Source organism: Microbacterium ureisolvens (assembly GCF_015278315.1).
GTDB classification, from domain to species: Bacteria; Actinomycetota; Actinomycetes; order Actinomycetales; family Microbacteriaceae; genus Microbacterium; species Microbacterium ureisolvens.
This window is the reverse complement of sequence record NZ_JADIJE010000002.1, coordinates 317,968-332,600: the sequence shown is the minus strand read 5'-3', so window position 1 is coordinate 332,600 and position 14,633 is coordinate 317,968. Positions and strand designations below refer to the sequence as shown.

The window sequence follows — 14,633 nt, the reverse complement described above, 5'->3', positions numbered from 1 at the left end:
TCCGAAACCCCAGCCAGAGGAGCTGCTCGACGTGCTGTACGGCGCCGACTACAACCCCGACCAGTGGCCCGAGGAGGTGTGGGACGAGGACGTCCGCCTCATGCAGGAGGCCGGCGTCAACATCGTGAGCCTCGGCATCTTCGCGTGGTCGCGCATCCAGCCCGCCGAAGACGTGTGGGACTTCGAGTGGCTCGACACCGTCATCGACAAGCTGCACGCCGGCGGCATCGCCGTGAACCTCGCGACGGCGACCGCCTCTCCCCCGCCGTGGGTGAGCGCGACCTACCCCGAGACGCTGCCCGCCGACGAGTCGGGCGCCTCGTACTGGCCGGGCAGCCGTCAGCACTTCGCACCGTCGTCGCCCACCTACCGGCGCCTGGCCGGCGAGCTGGTGCGTCGCCTGGCCGAGCGCTACGTGCACCACCCCGCCGTGGTGATGTGGCACGTCGGCAACGAGTTCGGGTGCCACCTCTGGATGGACTTCTCCGATGCCGCGCGCGACGCGTATCGCGTGTGGCTGCAGAACCGCTACGCGACGGTCGACGCGCTCAACGACGCATGGGGCACCAGCTTCTGGTCGCAGCGGTACGGCGGCTTCGACGAGGTCTTCCCGCCGCGACTCGCGCCGTACAGCCACAACCCGTCGTCGATGCTCGACTGGCGCCGCTTCACCAGCGACATGCTGCTGGAGTGCTACCTGATGGAGCGCGAGATCCTGCAGGCCGCCGGCGCGACGCAGCCGATCACCACCAACTTCATGGGACCGTTCAAGCCCGCGGACTACCGCAAGTGGGCGCCGTTCATGGACGTGATCGCCGACGACTGCTACCCCGACCCCGCCAACCCGCACCGCGTGCGCGACGCCGCCTTCCAGCGCGACCTCGTGCGATCGCTCAAGCCGGGCGTGCCGTGGCTGCTGTGGGAGCAGGCGACGGATGCCGTCAACTGGCGTCCCGCGAACCCCGGCAAGCGCCCCGGTGCGCTGGTCGCCGAGACCGCCCAGTCCATCGCGCGCGGCGCCGACGGCATCATGTTCTTCCAGTGGCGCCAGTCCCGCGCGGGCAGTGAGAAGTTCCACTCGGCGATGCTCCCCCACGCCGGCACCCGGACCCGCATCTGGGACGCGGTCACCGAGCTCGGCGCGCGCCTGGCCGCGCTTCCGGCCCTCCCCGCGCCCGGCCGCGACGCGCAGGTCGCGCTCGTGTTCGACTGGGAGAACTGGTGGGCCGTCGAGGAGCGCGACCACCCGACCGAGATCGACTACCTCGCGCTCGTGCTCGAGTGGTACGGCGCCTTCCACGCCCGGCACATCCAGGTCGACATCGTCGGTCCGGAGGAGGTCGAAGGCTACGACCTCGTCGTCGCCCCGGCGCTGTACCTCCTCCGCGACGAGGGCGGTGCGGCGCTCACCCGCTTCGTCGAGGCGGGCGGCACCCTGCTGACCGGCCCCTTCAGCGATATCGTCGACGCGCACGACCAGTTCCGCGACGGCGGCTTCCTCACCCAGCTCGGTCCGGTGCTCGGTCTGCGCTTCGAGGACTTCGGCGCCCTCGCCGGCACCTCGTCGGCCGCGGCCGGCGTCGGCGCGCTGAACGCCGACGCCGTCCAGGCTGCGCGCAGCGCCGCCGCCCGCGGCGCCGTCACCTTCGAGCTGAACGGCACCGAGCTGTCGGGCCGGGTGGTGGCCGAGTCCATCCACGCGTCCGGCGCGGACGTCGTCGCGGCGTTCACGTCGGGAGCGCAGACCGGCGCCCCGGCGCTGACCCGTCACCGCTTCGGCGCCGGCGAGGCCTGGTACACCGCGACGCAGCCGGGGGCCGACGCGCTCGATGCCGTCGTCGGCGCGGTGGTCGCGGCATCCGGCGTCCACCCCGTCGTCGCGGGCCTCCCCGCGGGCGTGGAGGCGGCCCGGCGGGGGGACCTCGTCACCCTCATCAACCACGGCGACGCGCGCGTCGAGATCGCGATCGAGGGGACGGATGCCGAGACCGGCGTCGCCGTCGATCGCGTGGTGCTCGACCCCCAGGGCGTGGCGTTCGTCTCCGCACCCGCCGCGCCCTCCGGCCCAGCCGCGCCCTCCGGCCCCTCGCTCACCGCGAGCGACGCGGTGGCGCGCGCCTGAGCCCACCGTCAGCATCCCTGACACCCATCGCAACGAAGACCGGAGCATCTCCATGCCAGCACCTCGCCCCCTCCTCGCCACCGCTGCCCTGACCGTCGGCGCCGCCCTCGTCCTCTCGGGCTGTGCCGGCGACTCGTCCGACGACGACGCCGCAGCGTTCGACCCCGATGAGAAGGTCAGCATCGATTTCGCGTTCTGGGGCAACGACGACCGCGCGACGCGCTACAACGAGCTGATCGCCGCGTTCAACGAGGAGTATCCGAACATCACGGTCAACACCTCGTTCACGGACTTCCCGAGCTTCTGGGAGAAGCGCCAGACCGAGGCGGCCGGCGGGGGTCTTCCCGACGTCTTCCAGTTCTCCGACAGCTACCTGCGTCAGTACGGCGAGTCGGGCAACCTGCTCGACCTCGCCGAAGTATCGGATTACATCGACACGACCACCTTCGATGAGTCGCTGCTCGGCACCGGCGCACTCGAGGGAGTGCAGTACTCGCTGCCGACGGGCTACAGCCTGTGGGCGAACTTCGTCAACGACGACCTGGTCGCCCAGGTGGGCGTGGAAGCACCGGAAGGCGGCACCTCCTTCGAGGAGTTCGACGACTGGATGGCCTCGGTCACCGACGCCACCGGCGGTGCGGTGTATGGCGGCACCGACTACACGCAGCGCATCCAGGTGTTCGAGTTGCAGCTGCGCGCCGACGGCGGCGACCTCTACACCGAAGACGGCGAGCTCGGATTCGCCAAGGACGACCTCCGGGAGTTCTGGGAGTCCGGCGCCCAGATCCGCGATGGCGTCACCGTGCCGCAACAGAAGCTCGAGGAGCTCTCGCCGAAGTCGGGCTTCGGCGCCGCGATCACCGCGAGCGAGATGAGCTGGAGCAATTTCCTCGGCGGATATCTCGCCGACTCGGGCGCCTCGTCGATCTCGATCGTCGCCCCGCCGACCTCCAAGGAAGGCTCGAAGGACCTCTACCGCCAGGCCGGCCTCCAGGTCGCGATCGCCGCGAACAGCGAGCACCCGGAAGCCGCGGCCCTCTTCCTCGACTTCGTGGTGAACAGTCCGGACGCCGGCGAGATCTTCGGCACCACGCTCGGATTCCCCGCGTCATCGTCGAAGCTCGAAGGCACGACTGTGGAGGGCGCCGACAAGCAGGTCGCCGACTACATCGAGTCCGCCGCCGAGCGTATCGGCGACGCGCCGCCGGTCCCTGTCGTGGGATATGGCTCGCTCGAGCAGACCTTCTGGGATCTCGGCAAGTCGATCGGCCTCGGTGCGATCTCGGTGGACGACGCCGTGACGCAGTTCTTCGCAGAAGCGGACGCCATCCTCGGCTGAGCGCCGTTCAGTACGAACGAACGGATGCCGCGGCACGACCTCCTGCCGCGGCATCCGTCTGTCGGCCTCCGAGCGCTGCCCTCGCGACCGAGCCCCCGTCACCCTGCTCTGAGTCCCGGGACCTCACCGGAACCGGGGCTTTTCAGCGAAACCACGGACAGCGCCCACGGTCTCGGCGCGAATGCTCTGTCTCGGCGAACGCGGATCAGTCGAGGGCGACCGCCACCGCGACCCGCTCGACCGCGGAGCGCTGCGCCGCGTCGGCGAGGAGGAGCGCGGCGCGGCCGTCGTCGAAGGTCGGGCTCGCTGACGCGCCGCCGCGGGCGAGCGAGACGAAGGCGCGCAGCTCCTCGGCGTACGCCTCGGCGTAGCGCTGCAGGAAGAAGTCCTCGTAGGGAGAACGGGCCTCGGTCTGCGTCGCGGTGGAGAGGCTCACGAGACTCGTCGCGCGATTGGCGACCTGCAGCGACCCCTTGCCGCCGAAGGCCTCCAGACGCTGGTCGTAGCCGACGGCGCTGTGCCGCGAGTTGATGATCGTGACGACCGCGCCCGAGGCGGCTCGCAGCGTCACGACGGCGGTGTCGAAGTCGCCGTGCTCGCGGGCGCCCGGATCGAACGTCGTCGAGCCGACCGCGCTGACCTCGACGATGTCGGGCAGGAAGAAGCGCGCCATGTCGAAGTCGTGGATGGTCATGTCGCGGAAGATGCCGCCCGAGACGCCGATGTAGGCGGCGGGCGGGGCGGCCGGATCGCGGCTCACGATCGTCAGCTGCTCGAGCTCGCCGATCTCGCCGGCAGCCACCCGCGCCCGGACCTCGGCGAACGCGGGGTCGAAGCGCCTGTTGAAGCCCAGCGCGACCGGCACGCCGGCGGCGGCCACCTTCGGGCGCAGCGCCTCGACGCGCGCGATGTCGAGGTCGATCGGCTTCTCGCACAGCACCGGGATGCCGGCATCCACCGCCTTCTGGATCAGGTCGACGTGCGTGGGCGTCGGCGAGGCGATGAGCACAGCGTCCACGTCGCCGGCCGCGAAGACCTCGTCGGAGTCCGCGGTCGCCTGACCGCCGAATCGCTCGGCCACCCGTCGGGCGCCGTCCATGAACGGGTCGGCGACCCGCGTCAGGACGGCGTCGGGGTTCGCGGCGATGTTCTCGGCGTGGACCTGGCCGATGCGGCCGGTGCCGATGAGACCGAAGCGGAGCGGAGCGTGTGACACAGTCGATTCCTTGTCGTGGAGCAGGCGGGGTGCGTGGGGAGCACGGGTGTCGTGCGGACGCGGGTCAGACCCAGGGCCGGAGGGCGTCGCGGTTGACGCGCTGGTCGCCGGCGCGTTCGGACCGGAAGTCGTCGATCGCGACGTCGGGGGCGTTGAGCACGTCCTGCTCGACGACGACCCAACCGTCGAAGCCGCGCGCCGCCATCGCGTCCATCACGCTGGAGAGGTCGAGGTCGCCGCGGCCGAAGGCGACGAAGGAGCCCGACGACCAGACCTCGGTCATGCCGCCCCCCGCCGCGAGCACGCGGCGCAGCTCGGCGCGGTCGACGTCCTTCAGGTGCAGATGGTTGATGCGGTCGCCCCAGCGCGTGACGGCATCCACCGGGTCGCCGTCGGCGATGAGCAGGTGCCCGGTGTCGAGGGTGAGATCGACGTCCACGTTCGCGAGGAAGCGGTCGATCTCGTCGGGCGACTCGACGAACGTCCCCGCGTGGTGGTGGAACGTCGGCTCGAAGCCGGCTTCTCGCACCAGCGCCGCGGCGCGCTCGGTGTTGGCCAGGAGCCGGTCCCACGCGTCGGCGGCAAGCGGGTCGGCCTCCGCGCCGCGCCCGGGGTGGGCGCGACGGGCCACCGACCCGTCGTCGGCGAGCGTCGGCAGCGGCAGCCGTCGCGGACCCGCTTGCGCGGCATCCGAGAAGACCCGCAGCGCTTCGTGGAGGGAGGGCAGGGATGCCGCGAACGCGTCGTCGTCGGAGAAGGGCAGCTGCACCCAGCCGCCCGCGAGTTCGAGCCCGAACCTGTCCAGCCGGGAGCGGAGCTCGGCGTCGCGGCCGAGGAAGCCGAGCGGTCCGAGATCGACGCCCCGGTAGCCGGACTCGGCCAGCACCTCGAGCATGTCGTCGGCGCCCACAGTGGCCGCGCCCTCGGGCGTCATCTCGAACACTCCGAAGCTCACCGGCGCTCCCGCTACCTCGGCCTTCATCGGGTCATCACGGCCCATGGTCATGGACTCCTCCAAGGTTCAGAGGTCGGGGTGGACCAGACGGGCGGCGGCGTCGACGGCCCCTGCCACGTCACCGTCGGGCGGGTACAGCAGCGCACGTCCCGCGGTCAGGCCGCGGACGCCGGGAAGCGTCAGAGCATCCTCCCACGACGAGAAGGTCTCGTCCGGGTCGCCGCCCGTGTCGCCGCCCAGGAGCAGAGTGGGAAGCGTGGTCGCCGCCATCACCCGCTCCATGTCGGGCACGACGGGAAGCTTCATCCACGTGTAGGCGCTGCTCACGCCGAGCCCCGCGGCGATCGCGATCGAGAGCACAACGGCGTCCGTCGAGAGGTCGTTGACGATGCGGCCGTCGACCCAGCGGCTGAGGAACGGCTCGAGCATGATCGGGATGCGGGCTTCTGCCGCCGCCGTCACCGCCTGGGCGGCAGCCTCCAGCGTGGCCGCCGTGCCCGCGTCGGCGTGGTTGACGCGCAACAGCACCTTCGCGAAGTCGACCCCCGAGCGCACCATCGACGGCACGTCGTAGCCCGTGAAGCGGTCGTCCATCTCGAAGGTGGACCCGCGCAGTCCTCCACGGTTCATCGAGCCCACGACGACCTTGTCGTCGAGGAGTCCGAGCAGCGCGAGGTCGTCGATGATGTCGGGCGTGCCGAGCACGCCGTCCACGCCGGGGTGGCTGAGTGCCACGGCGAGCCGCTGGAGCAGCAGGTACCGGCTGGCCATCGCGTCGCCGCGGTCGCCGACTCCGAGCGCGCCCCGGGCCGGGTGGTCGGCGGCGACGATGAAGAGCCGGCCGTCGCCGCGCACGACGTCGCGGCGGGACCGGCGCGCGAGCGCCTCCGCCACGGCCACCGGTCGCTCGGCGCGCAGGGCGCGGAGCGTGTCGAACTCGAGCGCATCCAGCGCGACGGCGCTCATCGGGCGACCCGCTCGGCGCGCAGGGTGAGCACGAGGCGCCCCGGCGCCCGTCCGGTGAGGTACACGCGGCTGCCCTCGGCGGCGTCGGTGGCCCCCAGGAACGCGTAGTCCTCTCCGGGGTGGTATCGCGCCGGGCCGGCCGCCCGGTAGTCGTCTCCGGCGTCGAACGCGATCGCCGTGTCTCCGACGACGTAGCGCCCGATCCCCTCCGTGAGCACCGCTGCGCCGTCGTCCCCGAGCGACCTCGGTCCCTCGAACCGGCCGCCGTCGCGGAACGCGAGCTCGAGAGCCCACGGGCTGTCCGGACCGACGATGTCGATCGAGACCACCGCGCCGTCCGCCGTGGGGCGCACGTCGATCGCCGTGCGGAGGGCGACCTCGTCGCGCCGGCGTTCCGGGAAGGCCATCGAGCCGAAGAACCGCCCGTCATCGGTGAGGGCGTATTCGCCGGTGGCCGAGCGGTGATCCGCCTCGAGCGGCTGGTAGTAGTTCGCCGCGACGGTCTCCTCGAGCACATGGTGCACAGTGCCGTCAGCGTCGTGCCGCGTCTCGAAGCGGTCGGCGCGGAAAGGTCCGAGGCCGAAGAAGTCCCGCGAGAGCCGGACCGAGTCGAGCACGGCATCCCCCGCGAACAGGCGCAGGAACGTCGGGTTGGTCGAAAGGCCCGAGCGCACGCGCCGGAACCGCGGATAGTCCGACCCGCCGAAGACGACGAGGCGTCGCTCGGCCGCGTCGTCCACCACGAGCGAGGACTGCTCCCACGCGCGCTGCGGCGCCGGGGGTGCGGCATCCGGCAACTCCCCTCCGAGGCGGGGCTCGATCAGCAGCTCGGCGAGAACGGTCGCCGGGTGCAGGATGCCGCCGTCCAGTGCGCGCTCGGCCGCCCAGGCGAAGTCACCGCGGCCGAGCTCGATCGCGTACCGGCGGTAGCCCACGAGGTACGGCGCGAGCGGGAAGCGCCGCAGCTGGTCCTGCCGTCGCGAGTGCACCGTCTCGACGCTGTCATCGGGGTGGATGAGGCCGAGGGTGCTCTCGAGGTTGCGGACGACGGCTTCGCGCGCGTCGTCGCGGCCGAACTCGTCGGCGATGACGCTCAGCGACGGGTTCGACACGTACGCGGCATAGTTCGCACTGCGCTCCGAGAAGACCCCGTCAGGCGTGATGTCGACACCCTCGGCGAGCCACTCCTCGGCCCGCGCGCGCAGCGCCGCCGACGGACGCCGCCGGTGCAGCCGCGCCAGCGCCGCGGAGATCTCCCAGCGGTGGTTCGGGGTGTGGACGCCGCCGGTGAGGAGCGCCGGCTCGACCGCATCGGCGATCGTGTCGAGCTCGGCGGCGACGGCGCCCAGGTCCTCGCTCGCCGCGCCCGAAGCGCCGGCGGAGGTGGCGGCGGCCAGGCCGATGAGGTGGAGGGTGTCGCACACGTCGTTCACCGTGAAGGACGAGTCGGGCGGGGAGTCGACGTTGTCGCCGCCGATGAACAGGCCGCTCGGCCCCTGCAGCGCCCGCAGCGCGCGCACGTTCTCGAGGGCCGCGGCTGCGAGGGCGGGATCGCCGTGGCGGTCGGTGCCGTCCCACAGGTAGGCCGCCACGAACATCTTGGCCCGCTCCATGAGCCGCCGATGCCGCTCGTCGGGGCCGACGCCTTCGGCGAGCGCCTGTTCCACGTCGACGGTGACCGCCTGGCCGAGTGTGCGAGTGAACTCGGTATGGTCCGGCATCCTCAGTCCTTCAGGCCGGAGTTGACGTCGGCGTTCATGATCTGCCGCTGGAAGACCGCGAACAGGACCACCATCGGGATCAGCGAGATGACGGAGGCCGACAGCAGCACGGACCAGTCGATGTTGTCGGCGCCGACGATCGAGCGGAGGGCGACCTGCAAGGTGTAGCGGTCGGGGTCGCGCAGCACGATGAGGGGCCAGATGTAGTCGTTCCACCGCCATTGGAAGGAGAAGATGGCCAGCACGACGGCGATCGGCTTCGCGAGCGGCAGCATGATGCGCCAGAAGGCGCCGAACTCCGAGACGCCGTCGATGCGCGCGGCCTCGAGCAGCTCGTCCGGGATCGTCTTGAAGTACTGCCGGAACATGAAGATGCCCGTCGCCGTGATGATCGAGGGCACGATGATGCCGGCCAGGGTGTTGTACATGCCGAGGTCGCGGACCACCGCGAACGAGCTCGGCATGATGACCTCGGTGGGAAGCATCGTGGTTGCAAGGATGCAGATGAAGAACACCTTCAGCCACCACGCCTTGTACTTCGCGAACGCGTAACCGGTCATCGCACTCACCAGCACCGTCAGCACCGTCGTCACGACGGCGACGATGGATGTGTTGAGGAAGTACTGGGCGAAGTTGAAGCGGTTCCAGGCGGTCTCGTAGCCGCTGACCGTCCAGTTCTCGGGGAAGAGCGTGAGGGGCAGGCTGAACAGCTCGGAGCCCGGCTTGAAGGAGCTGAGCAGGAACCACGCGACGGGGATCAGGAAGCCGAGGGCGAGCAGCCACAGGAGCAGCGTGCTCGGCAGGCCGCGGAAGGCCTTCGGGGTGCTCTTGCGCGTCTGGGACGCGGATCGGAGACTCGTCATGCGAGATCGTTCCTCTTGTCGAAGCGCATCTGGATGACCGCGATGATGATGAGGATCACCATGAGGACCATCGACGCCGCGCTGGCGTAGCCGACGTCCGCGCGCTCGAAGCCGGTGCGGTAGATGTACTGCACGATGAACATGTTCGACGTGCCCGGACCACCGCCGTTGAGCGCCTGGACCATGGCGAACTCCTTCATCGAACCGATCGTGGTGAGGAGGATCACCATGAACGACGTCGGGCGCAGCAGCGGCAGGACGATCCGGTAGAAGCGCTGCCACCCGTTGGCGCCGTCCAGCTGCGCCGCCTCGAGATAGGACTGCGGCACGTTCCGGATGGCGGCGATGAACAGGAGCATGTTGAACGCCGTGCCGCCCCACGTGCTCACGATGAGGATGAGTGCGAGTGCGAGGTTGGGATTTGTCTCCCACTGCAGGCCGTTGCCCCCGAGCGACTCGATCAGGAAGTTGACGAGCCCGAAGTTCTCGCCGAAGAGCCACTTCCAGATGACACCGGCCACGATCGGCGAGATCAGCCACGGCAGGAAGAAGATGATCCGGGCCGTGTTCTTGCCCTTGGCCAGGCTGCTGGTCAGCAGCACGGCGATGCCGAGGGCCGCCACGTAGTGCAGCGGCACCGACAGGATCGTGTACAGGAATGTGCGGCCGAGCACCGAGTAGAAGACCGGGTCCTGCGCGAGCTCGACGTAGTTCTCTCCGCCGATGAAGTCGGGAGTTCCGACGCCCGAGTAATCGGTGAAGGAGTACCAGAGACCCAGCGCGCCCGGCCAGACGAAGAAGAGGCCGAACAGCACCACCGAGATCGCGATGAAGCTGAGCGGGGCGAGCACGAAATGGGTCGAGCTCCGCCGCCGGGGGCGGCGGACGCCAGGCGTCCGCCGCCCCGTGGTGATGAGCGCAGATGTCTCAGCGCTGCGCCCATCGACGGTCTTGGTGGTCATGGTCACTCCAGCGCGCCCAGCTGATCGGTGAACAGCGCGTTGATGTTGTCGATGGTGGTGTCGACGTCCTGCTCGCCGGCGAGGTACTTGACCGTCTCGTCACGCACCGGGTCGCCCTCGGTCGTCACACCCTGGGCGCCGTACTTCAGCTCCATGGCCTTGATGTCGCCGACGATCTCGGGCGAAGCCGCGATGTCCTGGTTGTAGATGTCGAAGGCCTCACCATCAGACGCGTAGGTGATGTCGAGTCCGTCGATCGCGGGGATGAACGAAGAGGTCTCCGAGAGCTCGGTGTAGTTCTCCGGCTCGTACAGCCACTCGATGAAGTCGTACGCCGCCTCCTGCTGCGGCCCCTCGAAGACGACGACGGATGCGGCGTTGCCGTAGTTGGTGGCCCGCTCCTCGCCGGTCGGCAGGTAGACGGAGGCCCAGTCGAAGTCGGCGATGTTCACGGCGAAGTCGGCGATCTGCCACGAGCCGGAGAGGTACGACACGACGTCGCCCGACTTGAAGAGAGCATTGGGGTCGGCATCCGACAGCCACACCGAACGCGGCATGAACGAGTCGTCGTTCAGCGAGTTGAAGTACTCCAGCGCGACCTTCGTCTCGTCGTTCGTGCTGAACTCGCCCGAGTCATCGGGCTGGAAGTAGTCCGAGCCGAACTCGTACAGGAAGGACTTCAGGCGGTGGGACGACTTGTCCATCACCATGCCGTAGGTGGTGCCGGTCTTCTCCTGCACCTCCTTGACCGCGGCGACGTACTCGTCCCACGTCCAGATGTCGTCCTCGCTGGTCGGGTAGGCGACTCCCGCCTCGTCGAAGAGCGACTTGTTGATGAACATGCCGACGGCGGTGATGTCGGACGGGAGCGAGATGACGTTGCCGTCCTCATCCTTGTCGGACAGCTCCGTGCGGATGTCGCTGCCGTCGGCGATGTCCGAGAGGTCGACGATCGCGTCGCGCCACACCGGGTCGACGGCGCCCACGCGGCCGATGGCCGGAAGGTCGTTGGCCTGCGCCGCGTTGCGGAGCTTCGTCGTGAGGTCTTCGTTGGCGATGTCGACGATCTCGACCTTGACGCCGGTCTCCTCCTCGTACTTCTCCGCCATGTGGGCGTAGCCGCCGCCCTGGTTGGCGTCGCCCGAGAGGAAGAACTGGATCGGCTCGTCGGACGCGCCGCCGGCGTCGCCCGATCCGCAGCCCGTGAGCGCCACGGCGGTCACCGTCGCGGCGGTGAGCGCGAGCGAGATCCGCACGCGGGACTTTGCTGAATGCTTCATCGGATTTCCCTTCACCCCGGGAGACCTGGGGCCAACGTCGTTGTCGATCGAGCGCGGGATTTCGCGCTCTGTGTGGCTTCACCGGAACCGGGCTCCGGATCTGATCGCTGATACGATGTTAGGACATTAATGCAAAGTCCACCACCGGGCAAGCGCCTTCCCGTCCAATTCCCAGTCAGTGGGCAAGCGCATTCCGTTCGGTAAGGTCGATGCTTCGACGCTCAGACTCAGTGACGAGGAACACATGGAGATCGCCACCACCCGCCCCGGATCCGGCAGCGTCGCCCCCCGCGCGCGCGTGCGTTCGAATGCCCCGGAGCAGTCGCTGGACGGTCAATGGCGGTTCCGCGTCTCACCGTCGCTGCGCAGCGCGCCGGCCGACTGGCGGACGGTCGACGCGGACGACTGGGGAACGGTCGAGGTGCCCGGACATTGGAACCTGCAGGGTTACGGCTCCCCCGCGTACTCCAACGTGCAGATGCCGTTTCCGGTCGATCCGCCCTTCCCTCCCGATGCCAACCCGATCGGCGATCACCGGCTCGACTTCACCGCGTCTGCGGCGGTGCTCGGACACCGCCGCAGACTCCTCCGCTTCGACGGGATCGAGTCCGCGGCCGAGATCTGGCTGAACGATACGCTCCTGGGCACGACCCGTGGAAGCCGGCTCACGCACGAGTTCGACGTCTCGGACGTGCTGGTCGACGGCGTCAATCGCCTGGCCGTCCGCGTCGCCCAGTTCAGCGACGCGACGTACCTCGAGAACCAGGACATGTGGTGGCTGCCGGGCATCTTCCGCAGCGTGACGCTGCTGGCCAGGCCCGACGGCGGCGTCGACGACGTCTTCTTGCGCGCCGACTACGACCCGCTCACCGGCACCGGGGCCCTCGACCTCGCCGCCGCAGTGGACGGCAGCGCGTCGGCGCGCGTCGTCATCGCCGAGCTCGGCATCGACTCCCCCGCCGACGAGCCGCTGCGGATCGCCGACGTGGAGCCCTGGACCGCTGAGCAGCCGCGGCTTTACGACGTCGAGGTCCGCACGGCGTCGGAGACGGTCGCGCTCCGCGTCGGCTTCCGGCGGGTCGAGGTGCGCGATGCGCGGCTCCTCGTCAACGGCGCTCCGATCATGCTCCGCGGCGTCAACCGGCACGAGCATCGTCCCCGCCACGGCCGCGTCTTCGACGCCGCCGTCGCGCGCGACGAGCTGCTGCTGATGAAGCAGCACAACATCAACGCCGTGCGCACGTCGCACTACCCGCCCCACCCCGATGTGCTCGACCTGTTCGACGAGCTGGGCTTCTGGGTGATCGACGAGTGCGACCTCGAGACGCACGGCTTCGAGCACGTCGGCTGGCGCGGCAACCCCAGCACCGACCCGGTGTGGCGCGACGCCTTCCTCGACCGCATGCAGCGCACCGTGCACCGCGACAAGAACCACGCGAGCGTGATCATGTGGTCGCTCGGCAACGAGTCCCACGCCGGGGCGAACCTCGAGGCGATGGCCCGGTGGACCAAGGTCACCGATCCGACGCGCCTCGTCCACTACGAGGGCGATCGCGAGAGCCGCTACGTCGACGTCTACTCGCGCATGTACGCGTCGCACGACGAGGTGCGCGAGATCGGCGAAGAGGCGCTGCGGCCCGTCGCGTTCGACGCCACCCCCGCCCAGGCGCATCGCCTCGGGCTGCCGTTCCTGCAGTGCGAGTTCGCCCACGCGATGGGCACGGGTCCCGGCGGGCTCCAGGAGTACTGGGACCTGTTCGAGGAGTACCCGCGGCACGCGGGCGGGTTCGTCTGGGAGTGGCTCGAGCACGGCATCGCCGTGGACGACCCGGACGGCGGCACCCGCATCCTCTACGGCGGCGACTTCGGCGAGGAGGTCCACGACGGCAACTTCGTCATCGACGGACTGGTCGACGCCGACCGCAACCCGCGTCCCGGCCTGCTGCACTACGCGGCCGTCATCGCACCGGTCGTGATCGACGTCGACGCCGACCGCACCGCCGTTCGCATCGCGAACCGGTACGACTTCCTCGACCTCGGCCACGTGCGCGTGCGCTGGTCGCGGACGGTCGACGGCGAGATCACGGCGTCGGGCACGCTCGACCTGCCGCCCTGCGCCGCGCGCACCGCGGTCAGCATCCCGCTGCCGGAAGAAGGACGGACGGATGCCGCAGCCGCCGTCGCCGATGTTCTCAACGTCGAGGCGGTCACCCTCGCCCCGTCTGCCTGGGCGGACGCGGGTCATGTACTCGGCAGCGGCCAGCACGTGTCGGACGGTCGGCCCGAGGCACCGCCGGCCCTCACCGCAGCGGTGACCCGGGAGCGGGTCGGCGGTGCCGCGTTCGACGTCACCACCGGCGGGCTCCGCAGCCTCGGCGCGCTCGCAGTCAGCGGCCCGACCGTGGGCATCTGGCGCGCGCCCACCGACAACGATCGCGACCTCGGCAACGACGAGCTCGAGCTCCCTCCCTATTCCGAGCGGTGGCGGGCGGCCGGCATCGACCGGACGATGACGCGCCTGGTCGACCTGACCGCCGAGGGCGGCGCGCTCACGGTGCGCACCCGCACCGGCACCCCGATCCTCGACAGCGCCGTCGACGCGACGCTGCGGTGGACGGCTCTCGAAGGCGATGCTGTGCGCCTGGACGTCGAGCTCGAGCCGCGCGGGACGTGGACCACGGAGTGGGCACGACTCGGACTCGACCTCGTCATCGACGGCGCTCCGATCGGCGTGGACCTCGCCGGCTCGGGCCCGATGCACAGCTACCCCGACCTCCGTTCGGCGGCACGCTTCGGCTGGTGGCACCTCGACGCCGACGATCTCGTCGTCGACAGCATCCGGCCTCAGGAAAGCGGTTCCCGCATGGGCGTCCGGGATGCCAGAATCGTCACCGGGGGTGGTGCACTGCGCGTGTCGACCCTCGACCATCCGTTCGCGCTCACGGTGTCGCCGCACAGCCGCAAGGCTCTGGACGCCGCCCTGCACAACTGGGAGCTCACCCCTGAAGGCCGCACGTTCGTGTCGATCGATCTCGCGCAGTCGGGCGTCGGCACGGCGACCTGCGGTCCGGGAGTGCTCCCCCGCCACCGGCTGCCCGCTCGGTCGGCGGCCATCTCGCTGATCCTCCGCCCCGAGCCCGTCCCGTCCTGACCCCTCACCTCAGCGAGGCTCGGCCCGACCGACACGCTTCCGGACACCGACCGATGAA

The 14,633-nt window shown here is 70.0% G+C and carries 10 protein-coding genes; 3 read left to right on the top strand and 7 right to left on the bottom strand.

Annotated features, from left to right (window positions below):
• Nucleotides 1-31 precede the first annotated feature (31 nt).
• Together IM767_RS03775 and IM767_RS03770 are read left to right on the top strand one after the other, a co-directional pair.
• The gene (locus IM767_RS03775; protein ID WP_109209115.1) at nt 32-2,122 is read left to right on the top strand and encodes a beta-galactosidase; all 2,091 of its coding nucleotides are present in this window, start codon (nt 32-34) and stop codon (nt 2,120-2,122) included.
• Between the two features lie 52 nt (nt 2,123-2,174).
• The gene (locus IM767_RS03770; RefSeq protein ID WP_109209114.1) at nt 2,175-3,461 is read left to right on the top strand and encodes an ABC transporter substrate-binding protein; all 1,287 of its coding nucleotides are present in this window, start codon (nt 2,175-2,177) and stop codon (nt 3,459-3,461) included.
• Between the two features lie 205 nt (nt 3,462-3,666).
• On the opposite strand, the gene iolG is transcribed toward IM767_RS03770, so the two are convergent.
• The 7 genes from iolG to IM767_RS03735 form a co-directional block, all read right to left on the bottom strand.
• A complete protein-coding gene (gene iolG / locus IM767_RS03765; protein ID WP_109209113.1) occupies nt 3,667-4,677 on the bottom strand; it encodes an inositol 2-dehydrogenase in 1,011 nt (336 codons plus the stop codon).
• Nucleotides 4,678-4,741: 64 nt separating this feature from the next.
• Nucleotides 4,742-5,683 (bottom strand): sugar phosphate isomerase/epimerase family protein, encoded by a 942-nt coding sequence (locus IM767_RS03760; RefSeq protein ID WP_239453163.1) that lies wholly within the window; start codon nt 5,681-5,683, stop codon nt 4,742-4,744.
• A gap of 15 nt (nt 5,684-5,698) precedes the next feature.
• Nucleotides 5,699-6,598, bottom strand: a complete 900-nt coding sequence (locus IM767_RS03755; protein WP_109209112.1) for a Cgl0159 family (beta/alpha)8-fold protein — start codon at nt 6,596-6,598, stop codon at nt 5,699-5,701.
• Nucleotides 6,595-8,319 carry a hypothetical protein gene (locus tag IM767_RS03750; RefSeq protein WP_109209111.1) on the bottom strand — a complete coding sequence of 575 codons (1,725 nt, stop codon included), beginning with the start codon at nt 8,317-8,319 and terminating at the stop codon, nt 6,595-6,597. The genes IM767_RS03755 and IM767_RS03750 overlap by 4 nt, the downstream gene beginning before the upstream one ends.
• Nucleotides 8,320-8,321: 2 nt before the next feature.
• Entirely contained in the window at nt 8,322-9,182 is an 861-nt protein-coding gene (locus IM767_RS03745) for a carbohydrate ABC transporter permease (protein ID WP_109209110.1), read from the bottom strand.
• Complete coding sequence (locus IM767_RS03740) at nt 9,179-10,144, bottom strand: carbohydrate ABC transporter permease (RefSeq protein WP_109209109.1); 966 nt, start codon at nt 10,142-10,144, stop codon at nt 9,179-9,181. Before IM767_RS03740 ends, IM767_RS03745 begins: the two co-directional genes overlap by 4 nt.
• 2 nt (nt 10,145-10,146) lie before the next feature.
• Nucleotides 10,147-11,424 carry an ABC transporter substrate-binding protein gene (locus IM767_RS03735; RefSeq protein WP_109209108.1) on the bottom strand — a complete coding sequence of 426 codons (1,278 nt, stop codon included), beginning with the start codon at nt 11,422-11,424 and terminating at the stop codon, nt 10,147-10,149.
• Between the two features lie 244 nt (nt 11,425-11,668).
• On the opposite strand from IM767_RS03735, the gene IM767_RS03730 reads away from it, so the two are divergent.
• Entirely contained in the window at nt 11,669-14,575 is a 2,907-nt protein-coding gene (locus IM767_RS03730) for a glycoside hydrolase family 2 TIM barrel-domain containing protein (RefSeq protein ID WP_109209107.1), read from the top strand.
• Nucleotides 14,576-14,633 lie beyond the last annotated feature (58 nt).

What these genes read in the sequence shown, in the direction of transcription:
- IM767_RS03770 (WP_109209114.1), top strand. Translation starts at nt 2,175, where the DNA reads ATGCCAGCACCTCGCCCCCTCCTCGCCACCGCTGCCCTGACCGTCGGC.
- IM767_RS03760 (WP_239453163.1), bottom strand. Translation starts at nt 5,683, where the DNA reads ATGACCATGGGCCGTGATGACCCGATGAAGGCCGAGGTAGCGGGAGCG.
- IM767_RS03755 (WP_109209112.1), bottom strand. Translation starts at nt 6,598, where the DNA reads ATGAGCGCCGTCGCGCTGGATGCGCTCGAGTTCGACACGCTCCGCGCC.
- IM767_RS03750 (WP_109209111.1), bottom strand. Translation starts at nt 8,319, where the DNA reads ATGCCGGACCATACCGAGTTCACTCGCACACTCGGCCAGGCGGTCACC.
- IM767_RS03745 (WP_109209110.1), bottom strand. Translation starts at nt 9,182, where the DNA reads ATGACGAGTCTCCGATCCGCGTCCCAGACGCGCAAGAGCACCCCGAAG.
- IM767_RS03740 (WP_109209109.1), bottom strand. Translation starts at nt 10,144, where the DNA reads ATGACCACCAAGACCGTCGATGGGCGCAGCGCTGAGACATCTGCGCTC.
- IM767_RS03735 (WP_109209108.1), bottom strand. Translation starts at nt 11,424, where the DNA reads ATGAAGCATTCAGCAAAGTCCCGCGTGCGGATCTCGCTCGCGCTCACC.
- IM767_RS03730 (WP_109209107.1), top strand. Translation starts at nt 11,669, where the DNA reads ATGGAGATCGCCACCACCCGCCCCGGATCCGGCAGCGTCGCCCCCCGC.